Here is a 25,506-nt window from a genome sequence, read left to right on the forward strand (position 1 = left end):
CCGTCTCCCCTCGATCATCCATCCAACGGGCGGACGCGACCTTCGGCGCGTCGGTTGCCCCTAATCGGGAGTTGGCGATGTCGGTTTACGACGGCCTCGCGCGGGAAGCGCTCACCTTTGACGACGTGCTCCTCAAGCCGGGCCTGTCCGATGTCATGCCGGGTCAGGTCGACATCCGCTCGCGGGTGACGCGCTCGATCTCGCTGAACATTCCGATCATTTCCTCCGCCATGGACACCGTCACCGAATGGCGGCTCGCCATTGCGATGGCGCAGGCCGGCGGCCTCGGCGTCATCCACCGCAACCTCGACCCTGAAGTGCAGGCGGAGCATGTGCGGATGGTGAAGAAGTTCGAATCGGGAATGATCGTGAACCCGGTCACCATCCATCCCGACCAGACGCTGGCCGATGCGCTGGCGCTGATGAAGAGCCATGGCATTTCCGGCATTCCGGTGGTCGAGCGCGGGCCGAACGGGCGTTCCGGCAAGCTGGTCGGCATCCTCACCAACCGCGACGTGCGCTTTGCCAACAACCCGTTGCAGCCGGTTTCCGAGCTGATGACCAAGGAGCGGCTGATCACGGTGCGCGAAGGCGTCGAGCAGGCCGAGGCCAAGCGGCTGCTGCACCAGTTCCGCATCGAGAAGCTGCTCGTGGTGGACGATGAGGGGCGCTGCGTCGGCCTCATCACCGTGAAGGACATGGAAAAGGCCGTCACCAACCCGAACGCCGCCAAGGACGAGCAGGGCCGCCTGCGCGTCGCCGCGGCGACCAGCGTCGGCGATGACGGTTTCCGCCGGGCTGAGCTGCTGGTCGAGGCGGGCGTCGATCTCGTGGTGGTCGATACCGCGCACGGTCATTCGCGCAAGGTTCTCGATCAGGTCAGCCGCATCAAGCAGCTCTCCAACAAGGTGCAGATCCTCGCCGGCAACATCGCGACGGGCGAGGGCGCGCAGGCGCTGATCGACGCGGGCGCGGATGCGGTGAAGGTCGGCATCGGGCCGGGCTCGATCTGCACCACCCGCATCGTGGCGGGCGTCGGCGTGCCCCAGCTCACCGCCATCCTCGACGCCGTCGAGGTCGCGAAGAAGAACGACACGCCGGTGATCGCCGATGGCGGCATCAAATATTCCGGCGATCTCGCCAAGGCGCTCGCAGCCGGAGCGGATTGCGCCATGATCGGCTCGCTGCTCGCCGGCACGGACGAGAGCCCCGGCGAGGTCTACCTCTATCAGGGCCGCTCCTATAAGTCCTATCGCGGCATGGGCTCGGTGGGGGCGATGGCGCGCGGCTCGGCCGACCGCTACTTCCAGGCCGAGGTGAAGGACACGCTGAAGCTCGTGCCGGAAGGCATCGAGGGACAGGTGGCCTATAAGGGTCCGGTGGGCGGCGTGCTGCACCAGCTGGCTGGCGGCCTTCGCGCCGCCATGGGCTATGTCGGCGGCGCCAATCTCGGCGAATTCCGCGAGAAGGTGCAGTTCGTGCGCATCTCCGGCGCCTCGCTGCGCGAGAGCCACGTCCATGACGTGATCATCACCCGCGAGAGCCCGAACTATCCCAACGGGGCCTGAGGTCCCGTGACCCGGGGCAGGCGGACGGGCTGTTCGTCCTGCTCTCCTGGCTGTTCGTGCTGAGCCGCGCCGCCCACGCGCTGGTTCACGTGACGGTCAATGACGTGGCGTGGCGCTTCGCCGCCTTCGCCACCGGGGCGATCGTGCTGCTCATCATGTGGGTGATTTTCGCACTGGCGATCTTGTTCGCGCCGGCGCTGCCTTGACGGAGAAGAAATGACGCCGGCTGCCAGGCTTTCCGCCGCCATCGAGGTTATCGGCACCCTTCTTGCCGAACGCCGTCCGGCCGCCGATGTGCTGAAGGACTGGGGGCGCAGCCATCGCTTCGCCGGTTCCGGCGATCGGGCGGCGCTGTCCTCGCTGGTCTATGACGCGCTTCGCCGCCGGGCTTCCGCCGCCTGGATCATGGGCGAGCGCGTAGGTGAGGAGAGCCCGCGCGCCCTGCTGCTCGGCACGCTGCGGCTGGCTCGCGGCCTCGACGTCGAGGCCATCGCCGCCCTGTGCGACGGTGCACGCTTCGCCCCCGAGCCGCTGAACGCGGATGAGAGGGCGCGTCTTGCCGCCGCGTCGCTCGATGACGCGCCCGCCCATGTGCGTGGCGACTATCCCGAATGGCTCGACGCGCCGCTGGCCGCGGTGTTCGGTGAGGCGCGGGCGGAGGAGGGGGCGGCGCTGGCCGAGCGCGCGCCGCTGGACCTGCGCGTCAACACGCTGAAAGGCGGCGTCGACAAGGCCGCGCGCCAGCTCGCCCATCTCCATCCGGGGGCGGGCAACTGGTCGCCGCTGGCGCTGCGCATCGCGCTGGAGGCCGACGGCAAGGCGCCGCCGCTGACCGCCGAGCCGGCCTATCTCAAGGGGCTGGTCGAGATACAGGACGAGGGCTCGCAGATCGCCGCCATCCTCGCCGCCCCGCCGCGCGGTGGACAGGTGCTGGACCTGTGCGCGGGCGGCGGTGGCAAGACGCTCGAACTCGCCGCGCTGATGGACGGCGCCGGCCAGCTCTACGCCTATGACGACGACCTGCGCCGCCTCGCGCCGATCCACGAGCGCGTCCAGCGTGCGGGCGCGCACAATGTTCAGGTGCGTTCGCCCAGGGGGCGTGGTCCCGGCCGCGAGGACGTGCTGGAGGATCTCACCGGCCGCATGGACCTCGTGCTGGTCGACGCCCCCTGCACCGGCACCGGCACCTGGCGCCGCAACCCGGATGCCAAATGGCGCATGCGCCCGGGTGCGCTGGTCGAGCGGGTGAAGGAGCAGGCGGAAATCCTCGACGCCGCCGTGTGCTTCGTGAAGCCCGGCGGGCGTCTCGCCTATGTCACCTGCTCGCTGCTCGACGAGGAGAATGTCGGGCAGGTCCGCGCCTTCCTGGAGCGTCATCCGGGCTTCCGCGTCGTTCCTCCGGCCGAAGCCGTGCTGTCGCTCGGCGAGCGGGGCATGGCGCTGCGGGAAGCCGCGCTCGACCGGCCCGAGGGCCTCCTGCTGTCGCCGCGCCGCACCTCCACCGATGGATTCTTCGTCAGCCTGATGGTGCGCGACGCCTGAGCCGGGTATGAACCGAACCGATCCCGCCGCCGCCAGATCATAGAGCCGCACATGACCGATACCCTTTCCGCCACCGACGCTCCCGCCCATCACGACACGATCCTCATCATCGACTTCGGCTCGCAGGTCACGCAGCTCATCGCCCGCCGCGTGCGCGAGGAGGGGGTCTATTCGGAGATCGTGCCGTTCCAGAGCGCGGCGGAAGCGGTGCGCCGGCTGAAGCCGGTGGGGATCATCTTCTCCGGCGGCCCGGCCTCGGTGAAGGACGAGAACAGCCCGCGCGCGCCGCAGGAGGCGTTCGACGCCGGCGTGCCGATCTTCGCCATCTGCTACGGGCAGCAGACGGCGGCCCTGCAGCTCGGCGGCGAGGTCGAGGGCGGCCACGCCGCCGAATTCGGCCGCGCCGAAGTGACGGTGAACAAGCCGAGCGCGCTTTACGACGGCGTGTGGGAGATCGGCGGGCGCTATCCGGTGTGGATGAGCCACGGCGACCGCGTGACACGGCTGCCGGAGGGCTTCGAGGTGGTCGCCACCTCCGAGAACGCGCCCTTCGCCATCGCGGTGAACGAGAAGCGGCGCATCTACACCACCATGTTCCACCCCGAGGTGGTGCACACCCCGCACGGCGCCGCGCTGATCCGCAATTTCGTGCGCAGGATTTCCGGCGCGCGCGGCGACTGGGGCATGAAGGCCTATCGCGAGGAATCCATCCGCCGCATCCGCGAGCAGGTGGGCAGCGAAAAGGTCATTTGCGGCCTGTCGGGCGGCGTGGATTCCTCCGTCGCCGCCGTGCTGATCCACGAGGCGATCGGCGACCAGCTCACCTGCGTCTTCGTCGATCACGGCCTGCTGCGCCTCGGCGAGGCGGAGAAGGTAGTGACGCTCTTCCGCGACGCCTACAACATCCCGCTGGTCCATGTGGACGCTTCCGAGATGTTCCTCGGCGCGCTGGAAGGCGTCACCGATCCGGAAGTGAAGCGCAAGACCATCGGCAAGCTCTTCATCGACGTGTTCGAGGAGGAGGCGAGGAAGATCGGCGGCGCCGCCTTCCTCGCCCAGGGCACGCTCTATCCGGACGTGATCGAGAGCGTCAGCTTCACCGGCGGCCCGTCGGTGACGATCAAGAGCCACCACAATGTCGGCGGGCTGCCCGAGCGCATGAACATGAAGCTCGTCGAGCCGCTACGCGAGCTCTTCAAGGACGAGGTGCGCGCGCTCGGCCGCGAGCTCGGCCTGCCGGAGATCTTCGTCGGCCGTCATCCCTTCCCCGGCCCCGGCCTGGCGATCCGCTGCCCCGGCGAGATCACCCGCGAGAAGCTCGACATATTGCGCCTCGCCGATGAGATCTACCTCGAAGAAATCCGCCGCCACGGGCTCTATGACGAGATCTGGCAGGCCTTCGCGGTGATCCTCCCGGTGAAGACCGTGGGCGTGATGGGCGACTACCGCACCTATGACTACGTGGTCGGCCTGCGTGCCGTGACCTCGGTCGACGGCATGACGGCGGACTTCTACCCCTTCGACATGGCCTTCCTCGGCCGCGTCGCGACGCGCATCGTCAACGAGGTGAAGGGCGTCAACCGCGTGGTCTACGACGTGACAAGCAAGCCCCCGGGGACCATCGAGTGGGAATGATTTTTGCCCATCCGGGCCTATCCAAAAATACGCCATGATGCGACATAAGTGACTGAAATATATAAATAAATATCTCGGAATCTTTCGGCATCTATCGCTGGGTTAGCCTCCGGAATGACGGTATGGCTGACGGTATGGCGCATCTTGTCTCATCCGAAAATCGCATATACCGTCAGGGCTAAGAGAGCTTCTGACGGTATATTTTTTGACGTAATGCTCTGTAAACGCATGGAAAATACCAATCAGAAGGGCCGGTTTTGGCCTGACGGTATAATTGGGCGCTCTCCGGCATATTTTGACCAATCTGGAGGGTGTGGATGTTGACCGACGCCGCCATTAAGGCCCTGAAACCGAAAGAGAAATTATACAAGATCGTGGACCGTGACGGTATGTATGTCGTGGTCCAGCCCTCGGGCGCGATCGTCTTCCGCCTGGACTACCGACTGAACGGCCGCCGGGAGACGTTGACGCTGGGGCGCTACGGTCCCGCTGGGCTCTCCCTGGCTCGGGCGCGTGAGAAGGTGGTCGATGCTCGACGCGCCATTTCGGAGGGCCGCTCGCCGGCGCAGGAAAAGCAGCGCGAGAAGCGTCGCCTCCAGGAGGCGAAGAGCTTTGGCCAGTTCGGTGAGCGCTGGCTTCAGGAAGCGCGAATGGCGGACAGCACGCGCGCCATGCGTCGATCAATCTTCGAGCGCGACATTCTTCCGGCGTTTCGCAACCGGCTGCTGCCGGAGATCCTGCCGGAGGATCTGCGCGGGCTGTGTGCGAAGGTGAAGGAGCGTGGAGCTCCGGCAACGGCGGTCCACGTCAGGGACATCGTGAAGCTGGTCTTTGCCTTCGCCATTCTGCATGGCGAGAAGGTCGCTAACCCGGCCGACGAAGTTGGCCCGGCGTCGATCGCGACCTTCGTGCCGAAGGACCGATCCCTGTCTCCGGCGGAGATCCGCATCATGCTCAGCCAGATCGAGCATGTGGCGACGCTGCCGACGATCCGGCTCGGGATAAAGCTGATCCTGCTGTCGATGGTACGAAAGAGCGAATTGCAGGACGCGGTTTGGGATGAGGTCGATTTTGAGAACGCCGTCTGGTCGATTCCCAAGGAGCGGATGAAGCGCTCGAAAGCGCACAACGTCTATCTGTCTCAGCAGATGCTCGACATCTTCATCGCTCTCAAGACCTGCGCCGGCAATTCCAAATACGTCCTGCCGTCGCGCTACGACGCCGACGCGCCCATGTCGCGGGCGACGTTCAACCGGATCACGACGGCAGTGGTGGAGCGAGCCAAGAAGGAAGGGCTGCCGCTGGAGTCCTTTACGGTTCACGATCTCCGGCGCACCGGCTCGACCCTGTTGAACGAGTTGGGCTTCAACAGCGACTGGATCGAGAAGTGTCTGGCGCATGAGGACGGGCGATCCTCACGGGGCATCTACAACAAGGCGGAATACGAGCATCAGCGCCGGCATATGATGCAGGAATGGTCCAACCTGGTGGACGCCTGGGTTGCCGGCCAAAAATACACGCCGACCCTCTATCCGCCGACGATGGACCTGCTTACGCCCGAGCCGGATGTTTGATGGGGCGGGTCTTGCGGAGCTGGACGTCCGGAATGGGCGCACGCTTCACCGCCTTGGCGCGTGAAGCTCGGCGCCGTTCTTCCAACCAGGCTTCGACCTCGGTTAGATCCCAGACCACGCAGCGGGACGTGAGATAGAAGCGCTGGGGAAATTCGCCGCGCTGTTCCATGTCATAGATCGTGGTGTCGGCGAGAGGGACCATTTCCCGGAGTTGATGCCGCCGGATGGTGCGCTTCATGGTGGGCTCGACTTGCTGCCTCATGCCAAATTCCTTCGGTCGCCTCTCTAAGCGGATAGAAGGCGATAGATGATGCTGAATGGAAGCTCGAATATTCGGGCGTAGCAGCGCGTCGTGCTGTGGCGCGCAAATCGGACAAGCCCGAGGAGCACGGCGACAGTATCTCTTCCTGGCAGTCGTCCAGCAACCGTCCCTGAATGCGGCTCCTGCTATCCTGGCGTCCTACGATACCGTCCCTTCCGCCGCGATCCGATATAGCTGATGAGGTCCGCTGCTTTGAGGATGGCGATGTCCCGGCGCGCGGTTTTCAGGCTCACCGTCCAGGCCGCCACGATCTCGTTGGCGCCGCACCGGCCGTCCGCGACTCGGTCCAGGAACCAGCGTTGTCGCTCGTTGAGTTCCGCCCAATCAGGGACATTTATAGGGTCGCGTTCAGGGACACGATCAGGGTCATTAAGTTGCGCGCCTGTTGCTGGCCTTCCGCCAGCGGCTTCGCCGGCCACATAGGCTTCCCGGGCTCTTGCGAGCGAAATGCGATCCACCGGATCTGTCAGCGGGGTTGCCGCAGGTCCTTCGATCAGGCCGAGAACGAAGGCCCTGATGACCGGCGACGAAACCACGAGACGGAGGAAATAGACCGTATCCGGCCCGTGTTGCCCTGAGAGCCAATGCTTGACGGTCCTCTCACTCGCCTCGGTCTGGCGCATGAGCTGCTTGATCGCGCGATGGCTGTCGCCATGCTCCTTGCGCAGCAGCTCCGCGACGGTCTGCGCGTAGATTTCTCGCCCCGCGAGGACGCCTGTCCATAGGGGTAATTTCCTGCCCTTTTTCGGCAACATCTTCCGTTTTCTCCGCAGTTACACTGGTTTCAGTGCGGAGTGACGGCTGAGGCCCGTCATGCGCTGCGGCGGTAGGTCGCCCGGACCGCCGCAGTCGATTTCAGGAGGGCGTGATGTGACGAGCCGGAGACCTCACGACGACGATCGGTCCGGGCAGCCTGAACGTCCTCTTCGGGCTGCCGAATACGTCCGCATGTCGACGGACCATCAAAAATATTCGACCGAAAACCAATCCGACGCGATCAAGCAATATGCCGAAGCTCGTGGGATAGAGATCGTCCGGACCTATGCGGACGCGGGAAAGAGCGGCCTGAAGATTGAGGGGCGCGATGCGCTCAGGCAGCTCATCGAGGACGTGCAGTCCGGGAATACGGATTTCACATTGGTGCTCGTCTATGACGTCAGCCGTTGGGGCCGTTTTCAGGATGCCGACGAGAGCGCCTATTACGAATATATCTGCCGACGCGCCGGCATCGCCGTGGAGTATTGCGCCGAGCAATTCGACAACGATGGCAGCCCGATCTCCACCATCGTCAAAGGCGTCAAGCGCGCGATGGCCGGCGAATACAGTGACCTGAGACCCTGAACTTCCTCCAGATTTGGGTAGAGTCCGTCGATTACGGAGACGGACGATGCGACCATCGCGGTTCACGGAAGAGCAGATTATCGGACTACTGAAGGAGCAGGAGACCGGTGGGCACTCGGCAACATGGCGCCGGTCGAGTTCGCAATGAAATCCACGCTGGAAAAACAGGCCGCATGAGGCCACAAACGAAACCCAGGACTCTACCATAGACCGGAGGAGATTAGGGTCTCAGGTCAATTTTCTTCACACGGAGCGGAATCCACTTCGCTCGAAAATGCTCTAAGCGTGATTGCCGAGAAGGCAATGACGGAAAATCGGGACAACTATCCCGTTGTCAACGGCGTCGCGAGATCGCCATTCCATAGCAATTTAGCTTCGGCGACGACCTCGGTTGCGGTCAATTTGGGAAACATGATTTCCTCAAGCTGCCCCTCGAACGCCTCATATTCGTCCATCCCGGAAATCGTTTCCGTCTTCCGGGTGGGATAGAAACGCGTATTTTCCTCGTAATGTAGACCATTGTGAAGCTGCCGCTGGACACGGTTCCATCAGGCAGCAGAACCCCTGCCGGGCAGGCGGTCCAAGTGTGGGGAATACCGGGTGCAATATCGATGAGCGATCCGGGAGGCATGACATAAATCTGACCGCCAAGTTCTGTGAGCCCCACGCCGTTCAACACCAGAATGCGTTCCGAAATCAGCTTCTTCTCGCCGTTTTCCAGATCAGCAGCATGGATGTGCCGGGGGAGCCGATAATCGGTGGTGAACGGAATAAAGCCGAACTGTCCACCAAAGACCGGCGTACCATCACCCGTGGAATGGACAACTCGTTCATTGTCAGGTCGACGAAGGAGAAGGGCTGCTTGATATTGGATGAGCGGCCATGGGAGAGCCTGCAACCATTCTCGATATAGAAACCAACATCATTCATGTCTCGTAATTCCCAGTTCAAGCATCGTGGAAGCAAGCGCGCTGTGTGATTTCAACAGGAGCGCCCGATCCTCGATCGACGAGTGTTTCCGGTCGGCGGGAGGCATTTCAGCGGCGCCGGTCGCCGTAACACGACCGGCGCCACAGCCTGGATGGCCTTCACATAAACCGTCTTGCATCGAGGCCGGGCTGTCTTACCAGCCGGTCACCGCGTCCTGCGCCTTGCGAAGCAGGTAGAGCTCGCATTGCGTGTCCAGATCGACGTCACCACACAGGATCGGCTGTCCAGCCCGTACGTCCCGCTTCAACTTGCGCCCCGAGACGAGGTAATAGGGGATGGGCGCCTCATCGTTGAGCCCCGCGGGCGGTGTCATGCGGGCGGAGACATTGGTGATCGTGTGATGATGTCCCTGGGCCAGGAGCAAGGTGCCGGCAGGCAGGTCTGCGTCAGCCTGGCCGGTCAGATCGGCAACCGGGCGCGGCACGTCGGCACCGGAAGAGACGCCCAGCAACGCGGCTTCGAACACCGTCGTCGCCGCTTCCAGCCCCAGAAGGTGGCGCGGAAGGCCAAGCATCGCGGTCCGACCATTGCGAGCGACGACATGCCCCTTCTCCGCCAGCATTTTCCAGGTTTCATCGTCATCGCAGACCACGGTGACGAATACCCCCCCCCCCGGCAAAACTCGGCTCGCCCGGCAGGCGAAGGCAGTTGAACACATCGAGCCGACCATGGCCCGCCAGCAGACCGCCCTCGCTCTTCAAGGCCATGATGTCAGCGATTTCCGTGATCCTGGCGATGGGCGCATGGAAGTCCGCACGGTCTGGCTCGAGTCCGAGCGCATTGGCGACTAGTGTCAACTCGCAGAGATCCGGCACCGCGCGCTGGAGCAAGGCAGAAGCCAGTCGGGAGCGTGCTTCTCATACCTGCGCCCAAGGGCGATCACCCGCCTCGATCCACGCGCCGAAGCCCGGCACCGGCACGGTGCGACCATTGCTGGTAATCGTCTCACTTTCGGGGTCGAAGACGAAATCATACTCGCTGGACTTGCCGGCCGCGACGATCTTCAAGCCGATGACCTGCGCCCAGGTGGCCAGTCCGATCAGCAGGCTTGGCTGATCGCCGTCGACCGGTGTCACAACGCGCCCGCGTGCGGCCGCCATTCGCGCCAGGACCGGACCGACGACACTGTCGGTTTCCTTGGTGACCATCACTACGTGCTTGTCTGCCTCGATAGCGATGCGCGCATGGCGTGCGCCAGCTTCAGGATTACCGGTCGATTCAAGCACCACCTCGAAGGGCAGACCCAGCACCACGGCGAGATCACCCGCCGCGATCGCCTTGCCGGCATCCCATGCGGTCCGCGCGGCATCCGCATCGGCACACTCAACGATGTTGGCGCCGTCGATGCCGGTCGAGCGCAGCACGGCGGTGGCGATGGAGGAATCGCGGTCGACGGCGACGCGGCAACCAAGGCCCTGAACATGGTGAGCCTGGACCAGGAAGCTGCGCCCGAACCCGCCTGTGCCGACGATTGCGCACTCAACCCGCCGATCCCTGCGGGCCGCGAAATAACGCAGATGGTTCATGATACGTCCTCAGTTGGCAATGTTCTTGTTGGAGCACAGGCGCAGGCCCACCTGCACGAGACGGGGCACGATCAACATGCCGATCGCCACGAGCATGATCGACGTGACCAGCGTGTTGGAGAAGAAGATGTCCAGCGAGCCGTCGGAGAGCACCATCGACTGATGGAAGGCGTCCTCCGCCTTGTGCCCGAGCACCATCGCCAGGACCAATGGTGCCAGCGGATAACTCATCGCGAAGCCAAACAGCGCACGGCCGGCGACTTCCTCCAGCGGCTGATCGAAACGGTGCCCTACAGGATCCACACCGTGCTGGCCGACAATGGCATCCACTTCACGACGCCGGGCGCCGGGGGCTCGGCGGCCCCGCTCATCAAGGAGGCGATCGCGAACGGAGAGTTGTTCCGCGCCCATGCCTTCGAGCTCGCCCTCGCCGAGGCCGGTATCGAGCCCTCTGTCGGCCGTGTGGGCGACTCTTACGACAATGCTCTCGCCGAGATTGTCCGGCGTCAGGACCTATGGCCCAGATTTGAGGTTGAGATTTAAGGAGTGTTTTGGTCTCGTCGCGTGACGAAGGAACCAAGATGCCTACCAAATCCTCGAACACCAAGAAACCTGCTGAGCAGGTGGTGAAAGACATTCGCCGGGCCACGCGCCGGCACTTTTCGTCGGAGGACAAGATCAGGATCGTGCTGGACGGCCTGCGCGGCGATGACAGCATTGCCGAGCTGTGCCGCAAGGAAGGCATCGCCCAGAGCCTGTTCTACACCTGGTCGAAGGAATTCATGGAAGCAGGCAAACGCCGCCTGGCGGGCGACACCACCCGTGCAGCAACCACCAGCGAGGTCCAAGAGCTGCGCCGCGAAGCCCGCGCCCTGAAGGAATGCGTGGCCGATCTGACCCTCGAGAACCGTCTGCTCAAAAAAAGCATGATCGCGGATGGGGGCGACGAAGAATGAGGTATGCCGCTGATGCCGGCGATCCGTCCTTCCAGCAGCAGCATGAGCACGGCGGACAGGCCGATCAGCATGCCGCCCATGAACGAGGCGACGGGCGTGAAACTGGTCATGTCGGCTTTTCCTCCTGCGGCGCGCAGAACAGCGCGTGCATGGTGGTGATGAAGGTCTCCACGCGCGGATCGGCGAGTTTGTAGAACACCTGCTTGCCTTCCTTGCGCCCGACGATGAGGCCAGCCTCGCGCAACTCGCCGATCTGCTGCGACAGGCCGGGCTGGCGAATGCCCAGCAGCTCTTCCAGCTCACGCACCGAGCGTTCGCCGTCGACCAGCGCGCAGGCAACCATCAGGCGGTCGGGATTGGCCAGCTTCTTGAGGAAGGCGGTGGCCTCGGTCACCCGCGCCTTCATCTCGGCAACTTCGCCGGAGAGCGTGTCGAGCATCGTTTCCGTCCCGTGTGGCATCAGTCCCACGCGGCGCCGTTCAGCAGATCGAGCGGGATCTTGAGATTGCGGACCCCGTTCGATTCAGGTTCGGGCAGCCGCCCTCCATTGGTGTTGATCTGCAAGGATTGCAGGATCAGCTTCGGCATCGCCAAAGTGCGGTCGCGCGCCTCGCGGATGGCGACGAAATCATCCTCGGTCCGATAATGGGCCATATGGATGTTCTGCGCCTTCTGCTCGGCAACCGTCGACTCCCACAGGGGAGCCCGCCCACCCGGCTGGTAGTCATGCCCGGTGAAGATACGGGTCTCGTCCGGCAATGACAGAATGTCCTGGATCGACGTCCACAACACCTTCGCGCTGCCGCCGGGAAAATCGGCCCGCGCCGTGCCGCTGTCGGGCATGAACAGCGTGTCGTGCACGAAGGCGGCATCTCCAATCACATAGGTGATGGAGGCGAGCGTGTGGCCGGGCGAAAACATCACCCGCGCGTCGATGTCGCCGACCCTGAACGTGTCGCCATGGGCGAAGAGCCGGTCCCATTGCGATCCGTCGGCGGGAAAGTCCGGCCAGTTGTAGAAGCTCTTCCACAGCGCCTGGACATCTTTGACACGCTCGCCGATGGCGGTCGGCGCGCCGGTTTTCCGTTTCAGGTAATGCGCCGCCGAGAAATGGTCGGCATGGGGATGGGTGTCGAGGATCCATTCCACCTCGTAGCCACGCTCGCGTACGAATTCGAGCAGGCGGTCGGCATTGTGGCTGGCAGTCTGGCCGGACTTCTCGTCGAAATCATAGACCGGATCGACAATGACGCAGCGCTTCGTCACTGGGTCGGCGACGACATACTGCACCGACCAGGTGCGGGGATCGAAGAACCCGGTCACTTCAGGCTTCTGGGTCATGATGGGATGTCCGCCGGAGCCGGCCTAGCGGCCTGCCTTGAAGGGGCACGTATTGATGCCCACGATGGAATAGAGCGGGCAATTGCCGATAGCCGCGGTGAGCAGCGGCACGAGGCCGACAAGGCCCAGCCAGCGCAGATTGCCCTCCAGCAGGACAAGGAGCGAAAGCAGCGCGAGGCCGATGATCACGCGGAGCAGGCGGTCGGTGGTTCCAAGATTGCGGGTCATGTCAGTTATCCCGAGGAGGACGGCAGGTGCGTTCCTGTCGTCTCAGGGATAAATTAATTGTAAATTTACGCAATCATTTTTATGAAATGTATAAATACATAGTATTTCATTTCAGCTTTGGGCGCGTATTTCGGCCTCAAGCACGCCCTGCCCAGGGCGTCAGCTTCCGCGATGCGATCTGCAGGACGCCACCGGCTTCGGCACGTAGTAGATGCTGCCTCGGCTGATCCCAAGAGCCTTCGCTTGTTTCGAGATCGGCAGCTCATGTGCGAGGTCGATCATCGCTTTGCGCTCGGAAGGCCTGCCTTCACAAGCGCTCCGGCTAAAAAATCGTTGGCCAGCGTCAACTCGCCAATCTTCGCGTGGATAGCCTTCAGGTCGATCGCAGGTTGGCCGGGATCGGGGCGCGTCTCCGCACCGAATACGCCGGCAGCTCCCTCAAGGAGCTGCGACTTCCACGTCGTGATTTGGTTCGCATGGACGTCGTACTGTTGAGCCAGTTCGGCGAGCGTCTTCTCGCCCTTGATGACAGCAAGCGCCACTTTAGCTTTGAAGGCCGGGGTGTGGTTCCGGCGCGGTCGTCTCGACATCTTCTCTCCTGTTCGCCAAGCCATCTTGGCCGCTCACAGGCGGAAACACCATTTAACGGACCTGTTCAGATTCCCGAAGCCACCTCTCCCTTACTTGGAAGCGGACCTGCTGAACGTCGGCCAAGGCACTTATTCACAGTCATTTCGCCGCGCATCAAACCCGAGCGCCCGGGCGAGAATATCTCCCGTCGCGGCCTTCGCTATTGCCGCGATGCGCGGATCGCCGGTCACCATGGCGTTCACGATAGCGCCGTCGACCACCAGGCCCATCTTTTCCGTCAGTTCGTCGGGGTCCCGCGCACCGGCCGCCACGGCCAGCTCGCGCAGGCGCGCATTGATGCTGTCGCGATGCGCCACCGCTATGTCGCGGATCCAGCCATTGCGCTTCTCGTGCTCGGCAACCGCATTGATGAAGACGCAGCCGAAGAACTCGCTGCTGGCGAACCAGTGCTCTAGCAGATCGAACAGGGACAGGATACGCGCGAGCGGCTCCTTGCCCCGGCTCGGAATGTCGTGGTCGAACCAGTGGAACCACATGTCGGCTTCGGCGGCGAATACCGCGCGCAGCAGATTGTCCTTGGAGCCGTAGCGGTCATAGAGCGTTTTGCGCGCAACGCCAGCTTCCTTGATGATGCGCGCCACGCCGGTGGCATGAATGCCCTCGTTGCAGAACAGACGTCGTGCCGCGCTCAGCAGCTTGGCTTCCGGCGAAGTGTGACGTGACTGATCGAGCACGCGTGTAGCCCCCTTGCTTCAGAATATCAGGGTTTCGCGCCAGGCGCCTACGGTAGATTTTGCGCCGTCCCCGGTCATTTGGCGCCCGAAACATGAGCATCCGCCGCCTTTTTCGGCGGCCCACAGCGCTGGAAAACGATGTAGACCAGTCGGTCTCCTACTGGCACGCACCTTGCAGAAGACCGATCGGTCTACTCAACGGTCCGCAGGGCCAGAACAGGGAGCAGTGAAGATGATGGGGTTTCGTCACTGGCATATCGACGGTTCGGACTGCTGCGATGAGCGCGAGGCGGGCGGCGCGGTACCACGCTCGTCCGGACTGTCCCGTCGCGGCTTTCTCGCCTGCGGCTGCGCCGCCCTCGCGGTGAGTGCCACCGGTGCGGCGATGATCGCCAGCACGACGGCGGCGGAAGCCCAGGCGGGCGGGGCAGTGCTCAAGGTCGGCCATCTGCCGGCAGGCTGCGTGTCCCACCTCCTGCTGGCCAAGAAACGCGACATGTTCGCAGAGGCCGGCCTCACGGTGGAGATGACACAGTTCAACGGCCCGGCCGACAATCTCCAGGCGCTGGTCGCCGGTGCCATCGACGTGATGCACAACCCGTGGACCACCACCATGGCGGCTTATGGCGAGGGCACCAAGGATCTGCGGATCATCGGCGGCTCCGGCCTCGCCGGCATCGAGCTGGTCGCGCGCGAAGGCTCGGTGAAGAACGTCAACGAGTTCGTGGCGGCGGCCGGCAAGGGCCTCAAGGTCGGCACGCTCAAGCTCGATACGCTGGAACTGGTCGGCTACGGCACCATGGCCCAGAACGGCAAGTCCTATAGCGACTATGCCATGACCTTCTTCCCCAGCATGGTCGGGATGGGCGAGGCGTTGGCGAGCGGCGCGGTGGATGTGTGCACCCTCGCCCAGCCCTATGCCGAGAGCGTGGTGAAGCAGGCCAATGGCGTCTATCTCGCCAATTCCAACGATGTCTGGGGGCCCGAGGCGCCCGACTGCGTGATCAACACGCTGAGCGGCACCATCGGAGCAAAGGGCGAACTGCTTACCCGCTACATGGGTGTGCTGAAAGCCGCTGCCAAGCAGTTCTACGGCGACTTCGAGACCGCGCTCGACGATCTCCAGCCGATCTATGGCGCACCGCGCGACGTGCTTGCCATCGCACTCAAGCGCCAGTCGCCCAATCCGGTGATCGGCGACGCCGGGGCCTCCGGCATTCGCGGCGGCATGAAGTACCTGATCGAACTCGGCTATTTCAAAGACCACTTCGCCGATCAGGTGCTCGACCTCTCCCTTCAGCCCACCGCGGCGTGAAGCCGTTCCCCGGAGCCGTGCGCTCCGGGGCCCTTTCCCATCAGACGGAGATGTCTACCGTGACACCTGCGAACGGTCTCGCCTTCGATGCGGTCATTGTCGGTGCGCGCGCCGCCGGCGCCTCGCTTGCCCTGCTGCTCGCCCGCGCCGGATGGCGCGTGGCTCTCATCGATCGCGCAAGCTTTCCCTCCGACACCATGTCGACCCATGTGATCTATCCCAACACCATCGCCCGGCTCGACGCGTTCGGCGTGCTCGATCGGGTGATGGCGCATCGCCCGCCGCCGCTCTACACGGCCTGGCACCATGAGGGGCGGATGTTCGTCGCGCCCCATCAGCCGATCGAAGGTCGTGACTGGGCGATCTGCGTGCGACGGATCACGCTCGACGCCATCCTGCTCGATCAGGCCCGCGCGGCAGGCGCCACCGTGTTCGAAAACACGCAGGTCGACAGCCTCGTCGGAGCCGGAACAATGGCGGATCCGGTGCGCGGAGTAATGGCAACCACACCGGGCGGCCCGATTACCATCCTCGGCACGGTGGTGGTTGGAGCGGACGGCGTCAGCTCCACCGTCGCAAGCCTCGTCGGTGCCAAGCGCACCAGGGTGATGCCGACTGAAACCATGCTGTACTTCGCCTACTGGACCGGAGCGAAAGGCCGGAACACGCAGGATTTCTTCTTCGAGGCGCCCTGGGTCTGCGCGCATTTCCCTGCCGATGACGATCACCACGTCATTACCATGAACGGCCCGATCGCCGAACGCGCGGGTATCCGCAACCTCGAAGAATTTTATCTGCAGAAGATCCAGTCCATCCCGGCACTACGGGCGCGCCTCGAAGGTGCGACCAAGGTGAGCCGCGTGCTCGGCACCACACGGCTGGAGGGCTATTATCGCCAGCATACCGGCCCCGGCTGGGCACTGATCGGCGATGCCGCGCACTTCAAGCACCCGGCCGGCGCACAGGGCATCTGGGATGCCTTCGAATCCTCGCGTGTGCTTGCCGATGGCCTGATCGCGGGCGACTGGATGACCCGCTATCCGCACTGGCGCGACCGTGAGAGCCGCGAATTCTACGCCTTCTCCAAGCATCTGGCTGAGCCGCCCGGCAATGAGGGCATGCGCCGCACCATGGATATACTCATCCAGGATGCAGGCCTCGCCCGCCGCATGGTCGACGTCTGGGCGCGCACCTCCCGGCCCTGGGTCGACGTCATTCCCTTCATCGAGGGAATGGACACCGTTGCAGGCGCCTCCATCGAAGCCGTTCTCGCGCCCTATGAGGCCACTCCCCTCGACGCGGCGGCGTCGGCATGAGCGAGATGGTGAAGAACGCCGCGATGACCGACGCCGTCTCCGGAGCCGATGCCGTCGCGGTCGAGCGAATCCTGTCCTGCGAGCCGGTGATCCGCGAACTGGTGACGGCGCGTGACGCCCTCGGCCTGTCGGATGGCGAGCTCGGCCATGCCGGCCCGCCCTTCGTACCGGGCGAGACGCCACCGGTCGTCGTGCTGAACGCACTGGCCGGAGCCGCCATGCATGAGGGCTGGGCGGGCGACATGGAAGCCGGCCGTGCCATGGTGCTTGGCGGCGAGATCCGGCTGCGCTCCAATCACGCGCTCGGCACGGTTTCGCCAATGTCCGGCGTGGTACGCCCGAGCCAGCGCCTGTTCCGCATCGAGGACCGCGCGAGCGGTGCCTGCACCTTCGCCACGCTTGCGGAGAAGGGACGCCATGTACTGCGCTTCGGCTATTACAATGACGCCGTCGCCGATGGGCTGCGTCACGTCGAGGGCGAAGTGGCGGAGGCGATTGCCGCCGCCCTGCCTCCCGGCGGCCTGAAAGTGATGCCGGTTGTGGCGCGCGGCGTGGAGCTCGGCGACGACGTCCACCAGCGCAATATTGGCGGCATGCTCAGCTTCCTCGCTGCACTGCCGGACCTTCCGGGAACGGTGCGCCGCTGGCTCGCGGACCATCCCCAGCACTTCCTGAACTACGCGATGGCAGCCGCCAAGCTCAGTCTCGACCGCGCCCGCGACGTCGCGGGCTCCTGCATTGTGACGGCGATCAGCCGCAACGGCCTGAGCTGTGGCATCCAACTGGCGGGAACCGGCGAGGAATGGTTCAAGGCCCCCGCCGATCTGCCGAGGGGCGGCTTTTTCCCACCCTTCGTCCTCGCCGATGCCCATGCCGACCTCGGCGACAGCGCCATCATGGAAGCCTATGGCCTCGGCGGCTGCATCGCGCATGTCTCGCCGCAGATCGCCGAAACCATGCAGCGGCCCTGGAGCGAAGCGCGGGCGGGCGGCGAGCGGATGCGCTTCTGCTTCGCCGCACGTAATCCAGTTATTGCGCCCGCGCTGGCCGGCACGAAGGGCGTCGGGCTCGGTCTCGATGCACGACGGGTTGCCCTTGGCGGCGAGGGCCTGCGCATCCATACCAGCATAGCCCATCGCGACGGTGCTGCCGGCTGGATCGGCGTCGGCGTAGCTCACGCCCCGCTGGAGTGCTTCACCAAAGCCGTTGCCCGGCTCGGCACGATGCGGAAGGGAGCGCCGGCATGACCATGCTCAAGCTGGCCGCTCCAGCTTCCGGCACCGGCGGAAAAACGGGAGCGGCGCCAACGGAAGCCGTGAAGCCCGAGACCCTTGTTTCCCCTGCGTCGGGCGCCGTCCTGCCGGCCGATACCGGATCGGAGGGCATGCCGACGACACCTCCCGCAACATCTGGAAATGCGGACCGCAACCTGTATCGCTCCTTCCTTTCCCGACTGTCGGCGGGCGGCTCCTTCCTGTTCGCCTGGGGCCTCATCATCGCGTTCTGGGAAATCGGCGCCGCGCAGGGCTTTCTCAATCCACGCATACTGCCGCCGCCGAGCGAGACCTTGCCTTACCTGTTCAGCGGGGCCGCCTCGGTCGGCTTCGGCGTCCAGCGCACCGGCCTGTTCGAATCGGTGGTCATCACCTTGTCGCGCATCGCCATCGGCCTCGGCGCGGGCCTCACAGGTTCGCTGCTGCTTGCCGCCTTCATCGTCGAATTCGCCCCGCTGCGCCGCCTCGCCTTGCCCATCGTGCAGACCATAGCCCCGGTCTCGCCGGTGGCCTGGGTGCCGTTCGCCATCGCCATTGTCGGCATCGGCGCGCCGGCGGCGATCTTCGTGGTGTTCATGGCGATCTTCGGCTCGATGACGGTTTCCGCCGTCTCCGCCTTCGAGGCGGTGCCGAAAGAGTATGTGAAGGTTGCGGAGAACCTCGGCACGCCTCGCCTGCGCATCTGGCGCAGCGTGCTGTTTCCCGGCGCGTTGCCCGCCATTCTCACCATGACGCGGCTGAGCTTCTTTGGCGCTTGGATGGCGGTGCTGGCCGGCGAAATGGCCGGCATCAATTCGGGTCTCGGCTATCTGATCATCATGGGCCAGCAGATGTACAACATGAAACTGGTCATGGTCGGCATCATGACCATCGGCGTCATCGGCTTCGCGATGGACCGGCTGCTGCTGCTGATCCAGCAGCGGCTGCTGTGGTGGGAGCGGCGATGATGGCAACCCTTCCTCCCAATGTTCCGGCCATTCAGTTCGACGGCGTCTCCAAGGTTTTCCAGGGTCGTTCGGCGGTTGCCGGCATCTCGCTCAAGGTACCGCAGGGCAGCTTCACCGTGCTGGTCGGTCCCAGCGGCTGTGGCAAGAGCACGCTCCTCAACATGGCCGCCGGCCTCGACGGGCCGAGCGAGGGCTATGTCTTCGTGCACGGCCGGGAAACCGATGGCCCGACGCCCGGCGCGGCGCTGCTGTTCCAGAACTACAATCTGTTTCCCTGGATGACAGCGCTCGACAATGTCGCCTTCGCGCTGCGCAACACCGGCCTGCGCTGGCGGGCGGCGCGCGAGGAAGCCGGGCGCCTGCTCGCCAAGGTCGGCCTTGCCGCCTATGCGGGCAAGGTTCCCGCCGAGCTTTCCGGCGGCATGAAACAACGTGTGGCACTGGTGCGCGCCTTTGCGCTCAAGCCGCGCCTGCTGCTGCTCGACGAGCCCTTCGCCGCATTGGACCACCAGACCCGCAAGATGATGCAGGCCTACCTGCTGACCACCTGGCAGGATTCCGGCGCGACGGTGCTGATGGTCACCCACGATCTTGGCGAGGCACTCGCGCTTGCCGACCGCGTGGTGCTGGTCTCCGGCTCGCCGGGCTCGGTCTCCGGGGTCATCGACCTCGACACGCCGCGCCCGCGCGATGCCTCCGACCCCGCTCTGCGGGCCGTCGCGCGGCGCCTTGAAACCCATCTGGAGGCGGAAGTGGCCCGCGGCGAGTTCAGCCCCGCCGAGCTGGCCGCACTCTCCCGCTTCATCACCCTTCCGACCGATTGAGACCCGCATGCCCACGATCACCTTCACCGCCCACGACGGCGAATGCTTCACCGTGGACGCCCTCGACGGCACCAGTGTCATGCAGACCGCGGTCGACCATGGCGTGCCCGGAATATTGGGCGATTGCGGCGGCGGCTGCAGTTGCGCCACCTGCCACGTCTTCATTCCCCGAGACTGGATGGAGCGGCTGGGTCCGGCCTCGTCCATCGAGCGCGCCCTGCTCAGCGGGCGCGACGATCTCGCGCCGAACAGCCGCCTCGGCTGCCAGATCGTGCTCTCACCGGCCCATGAGGGCCTGAACGTCCTCCTGCCGGAAAGCCAGTACTGATGGACGCGCAGCTCTCCGAAGGCATTCGCATCGCCATTGTCGGCGGCGGATTCACCGGCGCGGTCTGCGCCATCGAGCTCGCACGCGCGGCGCCGGTTCCGTTGGCGATCGACATCATCGAGCCGCGCGCGACGCTCGGGGCGGGACTCGCCTATGGCTCCTGCGAGCCCGAGCACCGCATCAACGTGCCGAGCGACCGGATGACGGTGTTTCCCGATGCGCCCGACGACTTCACTCGCTGGCTCAAGGCAAGCGGAGCATGGGACGCCGATCCGTTCGGTCTCGCCGCCAATGGCGACCATTATTCCCGGCGCCGCGATTTCGGCGCCTATGCCGCGGACCTCGTCACCCGGACCCATGCCGCCAATCCTTCGGGATCGACCATCCGGCACCGGCGAGCCGGCGCACGCGCGCTGGAGCCGGTGAAGGATGGCTGGGAGGTCCGCTGCGACGATGACCGGTCCATCCGATACGACCAGGTGATCCTCGCCGCAACCTATGGCTCGCCGCGCTTTCTCTGGCCGCTGACGGAGGGCGCGCAGACCCTCGACCATCTCATCCGCGATCCGTGGAGCTGGACGGCGATCAAGGCGATCCCGAAGCAGGCCCGCGTGGTGCTGATCGGCACGGGCCTCACCGCCTGTGATGTCGTGGTGTCGTTGCGCGCCACCGGACATACAGGCCCGATCCACGCCATTTCGCGGCGGGCACAGACCCCGCGCCCGCACGGCGAATTCGATTCCGGCTTCGACCTGTTCGCCGGAGTCGCGCCGCCAGCAACTGCCCTGGGCCTACTCCGTCTGGTGCGCGCCCGTATCAGTGCGGTCGAGGCGCAGGGCCGCAGCTGGCACATCGTGGTGGATTCCCTGCGCCGTCACCTCTCCGGCTACTGGAGCACCCTGCCGGTGGCCGAGCGGCGCAAGATCGCGCATCGGCTTCGGCCTTTCTGGGATGTTCACCGCTTTCGCATGGCCCCGCAGGTGTCCGAGCTGATGGCGCGCGGCCGGCGCGAGGGCTGGCTCACCATTTCCGCCGGCCGCATCTATGCCATCGGCCGGCAGGCGGATCATTTCTCGGTGGACTGGACGAGGCGCGGCGGTGCACGCCAGCACCTGCCCGCCGATGCGGTGATCAACTGCACCGGCCCCGATGGCGACATCGCCCGCTCGACCAATCCGCTGCTGTCCCACGCCCTGGAGCATGGCGTGGCGCGCCCGGATGATCTGCGCGCCGGCATTGATGTCGATCCCAGCGGACGGGTCATCGGTGTCTCCGGCGCGCCGTCTCGCCGCCTATGGGCGGCGGGGCCGGCAGCACGCGCCGTGGTCGGCGAGGCGACCGGCGTACCGGAAGCCGCATCCCATGCCCGTCTCGTCGCCCGCGCGCTCGCCCGGAACCTCGGTGCCACGCGGGATGGCCACACACCCTATGTCTCAACCGAGAGGAGTGCCTGATCATGGCGCGCTACATCAAGGTCGACGCCGCCGCTCCGCCGCCGCGCACCGCCCGCTATTCCCATGCGGTGGAGGCCGGGGGCATGCTCTATGTGACGGGGCAATTGCCGATCAACCCCGAACAGCCGGACGCGCCGCTGCCGCCGACCATCGAGGAGCAGACCGCGCTCGCCTTCCGCAATCTGGTGCTCATCGTCGAGGCCGCTGGCTACAGCCTGGCCGACACGGTGTTCGCCCGCATCTTTCTCAGCGACTTCGACCGCAACTATGCCGGGCTAAACACCATCTATCATCGCCATTTCGACGACGATGCCCGCATGCCGGCCCGCACCACCGTCGGCGTGGCGAGGCTGGGGCGCGGCGCGCTGGTGGAGATCGACCTCATTCTGGAGCGGCGCGCACCATGAGGATCGTGATCGTCGGTGCCGGCCATGCCGGCGTGGCGCTCGCCGACAATCTGCGGCGGCGACGTCTTGCCGGCTCTGTCACGCTGCTGAGCGACGAGCCTCGCCTGCCCTATCATCGCCCCCCTCTGTCGAAAGCCGTTCTGGCGGAGGAAGGCGCGCGGCCCCCGGTGCTGCGGCCGGAGAGTTTCTACGCCGGCGAGATTTCGCTGCGGCATGCCGTCGTGGACGCCATCGATCCCGCCGAACACAGCGTGCGGCTCGGCACCGGCGAGCCTCTCGCCTATGACCGGCTGGTGCTTGCCACGGGTTCTCGGCCGCGCCGGCTCGCCGTGCCCGGCGCCGAGCTTCAGGGAGTTTCCTATCTGCGCGACGCCGCCGACGCCGCGTATCTCTCCCGCGTGCTGGTGCCGGGCGCACGCCTCGTTGTGATCGGGGCCGGCTATGTCGGGCTCGAAATCGCCGCCGCCGCCAGGAAGCGTGGTTGCAAGGTGACCGTCATCGAGCGCGCCGAACGGGTTCTGGCACGCTCCGCCTCAGCCGACTTCGCCGCCCGCATCGAGGCCTTGCATCGCGCCAATGACGTGAATCTGCTGCTCGGCCGCAGCGTGAGCGAATGCGCCGGCGACACAGCCGTCCGCGAGGTGCGGACCCGCGAAGGCGATGCGATCGGCTGCGACCATGTGCTGGTCGGCATCGGCGCAGAGCCGAGTACGGCGCTGGCGGCAGCAGCCGGGCTCGCCTGTGCCGACGGCATCTGCGTCAGTGATCGCCACGAGACATCCGTGCCAGATGTCTTCGCCATCGGTGATTGCGCCAGCGTGCCCAGCCGGCGCTATCGTCGGCGCATCCGCCATGAATCGATCGGTGCCGCCCAGGCGCAGGCCCGCGTACTGGCGGCGGTTCTGACTAGCGACGTGCTGCCAACGGAAGAACTGCCCTGGTTCTGGTCTGACCAGTTCGGCCACAAGCTCCAGATGGCGGGCAACCTCATTGGCACTGACAACGCTACTGTCGAGGGCATGGAAAATGATATCGCCGTCTCCATCATTCATAAGCATGGAGGTCTCATCCAAGCTATTGAATGTCTTGATAAGCCAGACGTCTACATAATGGTCAAACGAATATTAGAAGTGATCTGATCCCCGAAAGCTGGACCATTTGAAGCTGGAGTTTTCCGCGTCAAAATCCCCGGGCTGGGAGGAGCGGAAGACGATGAAGGCATCGAATTCTTCGGACGCGCAGAAGGCATTCATCCTGAAGCAGAGAGCGGACGGCGGGCCGGTGGCGGAGATCTGCCGGCGGGCCGGAATCAGCCAGGCGACGTACTTCAATTGGAAGAAGAGATATGAGGGGCTTGCTCCGCTCGAGATGCGTCCGTGCCGATGGCGTGCGGTTCAGGCCCCCACCCTCGATCGTTTCAGCCCGCCGGCGGCGTGTAGCCCACTCGGTGACGACTCCGCAGACTACCGCGGAACTCCTGCTGTCCGAGCCGGCGCCAGGGCTCCGCACTGTTCCGGCGCTCAGCCGCCCATTGCGCGTCGAGCAAGGCCAGGAACAGCTCGAGAGAGCTCTCGCGGGTGCGGAAGACATCCGAGCATTGGTCGAAAGATCGGCGAGCGCGCTCAGCTCTCCTCGTCGCTCACGACCTCCTCCTCCAACTCCTCGTCGTCCGACTCACCTGCCATCAGCCCGAGCGGGATATCCCCCGCCAGCAGCATGTCCTTGCTGAGCAGCCCGGCATCTTCGAGGGCCTCCATATCCGGTAGGTCGCGCAGCGTATTGAGCCCGTAATGCGACAGAAACTCCCTGGTCGTCACATAGGTATAGGGCGCGCCGGGTTGCGGTGAGCGCGGACCGGCGGCGATGAAGCCGAGCCGGCGCAGATGACCGATGGTGTCGCGACTGATCTCCCGGCCGAAGAACTGGCTGAGCTCGCCGCGGGTGATCGGCTGGAAGTAGCCGATGCATAGCAGCACCAGCGCCTCGGATTGCGACAGCGGCTTGGTCTCGGTGGTGCCGAGGCCGGTCGCCACCTGGATCGCCTCGGCAAAGCTCTTGCGGGTGCGGTGCTGCCAGCCGCCGGCGACCGCCACCAGCTCATAGGGCCGGGCGCGCAGCTCGGCGCGGATGTCGTCGATGAGATGATCGAGGCTACAGTCGCGGCCGACCACTTTTGCCAGCACCTCGCGGGTCACCGGCTCGGGCGAGGCAAAGATCACCGCCTCGACCCGGCCCATCCATTCGCGCCAGCGCAGCTCCGGCGGCAGGGCGCTGAGCTCGGCGTCAAAGCTCACCGGGGTTTTCGCGCGCTTGGCCATCTCACAGACCGTAGAGTCGGAACGCTGAGCGGCCGGTGAGCTCGCGCACCGCGCCCAGCGCCTCGAGCCGCTCGAACAGCCGCCGCGCGCCCCAGCGCGAGAGCTTTGCGGTTGCCAGCGTGCCCGGCACTGCGTCATCGTCGAGCAGAAGGGCGATCGCCTCCCCTGCCCCCTTGGCGCGCAGTTTTGGGGCGACCGCCAGCAGCCGGGCGGCGCGCGGCGCGATCTCGGCGGCTACGCGGCAGACCCGCGCCGCGCCCTGCGCCACGGCGAGGCAGAGCGCCGCCTCGAAGCCGTCATCGGCCGGGCGCAGCCGCCCTGCCCCGCCGGCGCGACGGAACACGGCGCTGTGGGCCTCGACCATCAGCAGCGGCACCGCGAACGGCCAGCGTAACGAGCGTGCCAGCATCTGGTCGGCCAGCCACCACCCGAGCACAGCGGCATTCGGCGCGACGGCATCGACGGCGCGCAGGATCGCCGCAGCAGCCAAAGGCGCCGGCCGGCCCTTGGCGAACTGTCGATCAATTTCCTCCGGGAGAGCCGCAAGCTGAGAGTTCCAGCCGATGCCGAGCAGTCCGCAGATCGACTCCAGGGCCGTCTCCTCGACATTCGGGGTGCGCTCGGCGAGACGGCGCCAGGCGGCCAGCAGCCGTCCGGCGGGGCCGGGATCGCCATCGGGCGGACGTAGAAACCACGCGTCGCGCAGGGCCGCCTCGTCCTCCGCGCGACCAGCCTGGTGGACCGCGGCGGCGGCACAGCCAAGCGCCAGCCGCGCGCGCCACGCGCCGGCCCAGGGCGGGTCCATGCGCACCAGATTGTCAAGGCAGTTCAACGCCGCGCCGGCGAGAAAGGCCGCCTCAGCCGGGTCGCTCACCCGCCCGCGCGGCAGCGCCCAGCCGGGCAGGACCGGCACGGCGGCGGGGCTCTTCAAGGGCGGAATCAGCGCGACGTCCATGGCCGGAGCTTAATGGCTAT

General features: G+C 65.3%; 28 protein-coding genes and 6 pseudogenes. 18 read left to right on the plus strand and 16 right to left on the minus strand.

The features are described from left to right. The first annotated feature begins 77 nt into the window (after positions 1-77). From guaB to STARVERO_RS05240, 5 genes are all read left to right on the plus strand, one after another. A complete protein-coding gene (gene guaB / locus STARVERO_RS05220; protein WP_159598123.1) occupies positions 78-1,568 on the plus strand; it encodes an IMP dehydrogenase in 1,491 nt (496 codons plus the stop codon). Between the two features lie 29 nt (positions 1,569-1,597). Next, positions 1,598-1,774, plus strand: coding sequence for an MAPEG family protein (locus tag STARVERO_RS05225; RefSeq protein WP_422802171.1), 177 nt, complete (start codon positions 1,598-1,600; stop codon positions 1,772-1,774). A 10-nt stretch (positions 1,775-1,784) separates the two neighbouring features. Further along, the gene (locus STARVERO_RS05230) at positions 1,785-3,110 is read left to right on the plus strand and encodes an RsmB/NOP family class I SAM-dependent RNA methyltransferase (RefSeq protein ID WP_159598124.1); all 1,326 of its coding nucleotides are present in this window, start codon (positions 1,785-1,787) and stop codon (positions 3,108-3,110) included. A 51-nt stretch (positions 3,111-3,161) separates the two neighbouring features. Then, positions 3,162-4,745, plus strand: a complete 1,584-nt coding sequence (guaA, locus tag STARVERO_RS05235; RefSeq protein ID WP_144342554.1) for a glutamine-hydrolyzing GMP synthase — start codon at positions 3,162-3,164, stop codon at positions 4,743-4,745. A gap of 317 nt (positions 4,746-5,062) precedes the next feature. Next, positions 5,063-6,319 (plus strand): tyrosine-type recombinase/integrase, encoded by a 1,257-nt coding sequence (locus STARVERO_RS05240; protein ID WP_128779096.1) that lies wholly within the window; start codon positions 5,063-5,065, stop codon positions 6,317-6,319. Here STARVERO_RS05240 and STARVERO_RS05245 read toward each other — a convergent pair. Further along, the gene (locus STARVERO_RS05245) at positions 6,297-6,557 is read right to left on the minus strand and encodes a helix-turn-helix transcriptional regulator (protein ID WP_010545765.1); all 261 of its coding nucleotides are present in this window, start codon (positions 6,555-6,557) and stop codon (positions 6,297-6,299) included. The two genes, STARVERO_RS05240 and STARVERO_RS05245, sit on opposite strands and share 23 nt — an antisense overlap. 209 nt (positions 6,558-6,766) lie before the next feature. Then, entirely contained in the window at positions 6,767-7,396 is a 630-nt protein-coding gene (locus tag STARVERO_RS05250) for a Fic family protein (protein ID WP_159598125.1), read from the minus strand. A 58-nt stretch (positions 7,397-7,454) separates the two neighbouring features. Here STARVERO_RS05250 and STARVERO_RS05255 point away from each other — a divergent pair. Further along, a pseudogene (locus STARVERO_RS05255) lies at positions 7,455-7,967 on the plus strand (recombinase family protein); the annotation flags it as partial. Positions 7,968-8,305: 338 nt separating this feature from the next. Here STARVERO_RS05255 and STARVERO_RS23660 read toward each other — a convergent pair. From STARVERO_RS23660 to STARVERO_RS05270, 6 genes and pseudogenes are all read right to left on the minus strand, one after another. Beyond that, positions 8,306-8,437, minus strand: a complete 132-nt coding sequence (locus STARVERO_RS23660; protein ID WP_280178114.1) for a hypothetical protein — start codon at positions 8,435-8,437, stop codon at positions 8,306-8,308. Positions 8,438-8,678: 241 nt separating this feature from the next. Further along, the gene (locus tag STARVERO_RS05260; RefSeq protein WP_159598126.1) at positions 8,679-8,912 is read right to left on the minus strand and encodes a hypothetical protein; all 234 of its coding nucleotides are present in this window, start codon (positions 8,910-8,912) and stop codon (positions 8,679-8,681) included. 193 nt (positions 8,913-9,105) lie between these two features. Next, on the minus strand, positions 9,106-9,534 hold the full coding sequence (locus STARVERO_RS23470; protein WP_244616605.1) for an SAF domain-containing protein: 429 nt from the start codon (positions 9,532-9,534) through the stop codon (positions 9,106-9,108). 16 nt (positions 9,535-9,550) lie between these two features. Beyond that, complete coding sequence (locus STARVERO_RS23800; protein ID WP_340162842.1) at positions 9,551-9,787, minus strand: hypothetical protein; 237 nt, start codon at positions 9,785-9,787, stop codon at positions 9,551-9,553. A gap of 42 nt (positions 9,788-9,829) precedes the next feature. Next, positions 9,830-10,498, minus strand: a complete 669-nt coding sequence (locus STARVERO_RS23475; protein WP_244616606.1) for a hypothetical protein — start codon at positions 10,496-10,498, stop codon at positions 9,830-9,832. Between the two features lie 9 nt (positions 10,499-10,507). Further along, positions 10,508-10,759, minus strand: a pseudogene (locus tag STARVERO_RS05270) (hypothetical protein); the annotation flags it as partial. Between the two features lie 45 nt (positions 10,760-10,804). On the opposite strand from STARVERO_RS05270, the gene STARVERO_RS23815 reads away from it, so the two are divergent. Both STARVERO_RS23815 and STARVERO_RS05280 read left to right on the plus strand, forming a co-directional pair. Further along, positions 10,805-11,041 (plus strand): hypothetical protein, encoded by a 237-nt coding sequence (locus tag STARVERO_RS23815; protein WP_200837945.1) that lies wholly within the window; start codon positions 10,805-10,807, stop codon positions 11,039-11,041. Positions 11,042-11,079: 38 nt separating this feature from the next. After that, a pseudogene (locus tag STARVERO_RS05280) lies at positions 11,080-11,465 on the plus strand (transposase); the annotation flags it as partial. Positions 11,466-11,560: 95 nt separating this feature from the next. Here STARVERO_RS05280 and STARVERO_RS05290 read toward each other — a convergent pair. From STARVERO_RS05290 to STARVERO_RS05310, 5 genes and pseudogenes are all read right to left on the minus strand, one after another. Continuing rightward, complete coding sequence (locus STARVERO_RS05290; protein ID WP_159598127.1) at positions 11,561-11,893, minus strand: ArsR/SmtB family transcription factor; 333 nt, start codon at positions 11,891-11,893, stop codon at positions 11,561-11,563. Positions 11,894-11,913: 20 nt separating this feature from the next. Next, complete coding sequence (locus tag STARVERO_RS05295) at positions 11,914-12,795, minus strand: MBL fold metallo-hydrolase (protein WP_159598128.1); 882 nt, start codon at positions 12,793-12,795, stop codon at positions 11,914-11,916. A 24-nt stretch (positions 12,796-12,819) separates the two neighbouring features. Next, positions 12,820-13,023 (minus strand): YgaP family membrane protein, encoded by a 204-nt coding sequence (locus tag STARVERO_RS05300; RefSeq protein ID WP_159598129.1) that lies wholly within the window; start codon positions 13,021-13,023, stop codon positions 12,820-12,822. A 186-nt stretch (positions 13,024-13,209) separates the two neighbouring features. Continuing rightward, positions 13,210-13,613: pseudogene (locus STARVERO_RS05305) on the minus strand (transposase); the annotation flags it as partial. Between the two features lie 129 nt (positions 13,614-13,742). Next, positions 13,743-14,348, minus strand: a complete 606-nt coding sequence (locus STARVERO_RS05310; RefSeq protein WP_159598130.1) for a TetR/AcrR family transcriptional regulator — start codon at positions 14,346-14,348, stop codon at positions 13,743-13,745. Between the two features lie 232 nt (positions 14,349-14,580). Here STARVERO_RS05310 and STARVERO_RS05315 point away from each other — a divergent pair, with 232 nt between their 5' ends. From STARVERO_RS05315 to STARVERO_RS05360, 10 genes and pseudogenes are all read left to right on the plus strand, one after another. Continuing rightward, positions 14,581-15,663 carry an ABC transporter substrate-binding protein gene (locus tag STARVERO_RS05315; protein WP_200837683.1) on the plus strand — a complete coding sequence of 361 codons (1,083 nt, stop codon included), beginning with the start codon at positions 14,581-14,583 and terminating at the stop codon, positions 15,661-15,663. A 59-nt stretch (positions 15,664-15,722) separates the two neighbouring features. Further along, the gene (locus tag STARVERO_RS05320) at positions 15,723-16,979 is read left to right on the plus strand and encodes an NAD(P)/FAD-dependent oxidoreductase (RefSeq protein WP_200837685.1); all 1,257 of its coding nucleotides are present in this window, start codon (positions 15,723-15,725) and stop codon (positions 16,977-16,979) included. Further along, positions 16,976-18,226 (plus strand): oxamate carbamoyltransferase subunit AllG family protein, encoded by a 1,251-nt coding sequence (locus STARVERO_RS05325; protein WP_200837687.1) that lies wholly within the window; start codon positions 16,976-16,978, stop codon positions 18,224-18,226. Before STARVERO_RS05320 ends, STARVERO_RS05325 begins: the two co-directional genes overlap by 4 nt. Next, on the plus strand, positions 18,223-19,200 hold the full coding sequence (locus STARVERO_RS05330; protein WP_200837689.1) for an ABC transporter permease: 978 nt from the start codon (positions 18,223-18,225) through the stop codon (positions 19,198-19,200). The genes STARVERO_RS05325 and STARVERO_RS05330 overlap by 4 nt, the downstream gene beginning before the upstream one ends. After that, entirely contained in the window at positions 19,197-20,024 is an 828-nt protein-coding gene (locus STARVERO_RS05335) for an ABC transporter ATP-binding protein (RefSeq protein ID WP_200837691.1), read from the plus strand. The genes STARVERO_RS05330 and STARVERO_RS05335 overlap by 4 nt, the downstream gene beginning before the upstream one ends. Before the next feature lie 7 nt (positions 20,025-20,031). Continuing rightward, a complete protein-coding gene (locus STARVERO_RS05340; RefSeq protein ID WP_159598132.1) occupies positions 20,032-20,352 on the plus strand; it encodes a 2Fe-2S iron-sulfur cluster-binding protein in 321 nt (106 codons plus the stop codon). Then, positions 20,352-21,806 carry an FAD/NAD(P)-binding protein gene (locus STARVERO_RS05345; protein WP_159598133.1) on the plus strand — a complete coding sequence of 485 codons (1,455 nt, stop codon included), beginning with the start codon at positions 20,352-20,354 and terminating at the stop codon, positions 21,804-21,806. The genes STARVERO_RS05340 and STARVERO_RS05345 overlap by 1 nt, the downstream gene beginning before the upstream one ends. 2 nt (positions 21,807-21,808) lie before the next feature. Beyond that, the gene (locus STARVERO_RS05350) at positions 21,809-22,213 is read left to right on the plus strand and encodes a RidA family protein (RefSeq protein ID WP_159598134.1); all 405 of its coding nucleotides are present in this window, start codon (positions 21,809-21,811) and stop codon (positions 22,211-22,213) included. After that, complete coding sequence (locus tag STARVERO_RS05355; protein WP_159598135.1) at positions 22,210-23,352, plus strand: NAD(P)/FAD-dependent oxidoreductase; 1,143 nt, start codon at positions 22,210-22,212, stop codon at positions 23,350-23,352. Before STARVERO_RS05350 ends, STARVERO_RS05355 begins: the two co-directional genes overlap by 4 nt. A 73-nt stretch (positions 23,353-23,425) precedes the next feature. Further along, positions 23,426-23,587, plus strand: a pseudogene (locus tag STARVERO_RS05360) (transposase); the annotation flags it as partial. On the opposite strand, the pseudogene STARVERO_RS23490 reads toward STARVERO_RS05360, so the two are convergent. The 3 genes and pseudogenes from STARVERO_RS23490 to STARVERO_RS05370 all read right to left on the minus strand — a co-directional run. Next, a pseudogene (locus STARVERO_RS23490) lies at positions 23,585-23,807 on the minus strand (ISL3 family transposase); the annotation flags it as partial. The pseudogenes STARVERO_RS05360 and STARVERO_RS23490 overlap by 3 nt on opposite strands. A gap of 28 nt (positions 23,808-23,835) precedes the next feature. Then, complete coding sequence (gene scpB / locus STARVERO_RS05365; RefSeq protein ID WP_159598136.1) at positions 23,836-24,531, minus strand: SMC-Scp complex subunit ScpB; 696 nt, start codon at positions 24,529-24,531, stop codon at positions 23,836-23,838. 1 nt (position 24,532) lies between these two features. Beyond that, a complete protein-coding gene (locus STARVERO_RS05370) occupies positions 24,533-25,486 on the minus strand; it encodes a DUF1403 family protein (protein ID WP_159598137.1) in 954 nt (317 codons plus the stop codon). Positions 25,487-25,506 lie beyond the last annotated feature (20 nt).

This window comes from Starkeya nomas (assembly GCF_902703545.1).
In the GTDB taxonomy this organism is placed as follows: Bacteria; Pseudomonadota; Alphaproteobacteria; order Rhizobiales; family Xanthobacteraceae; genus Ancylobacter; species Ancylobacter moscoviensis.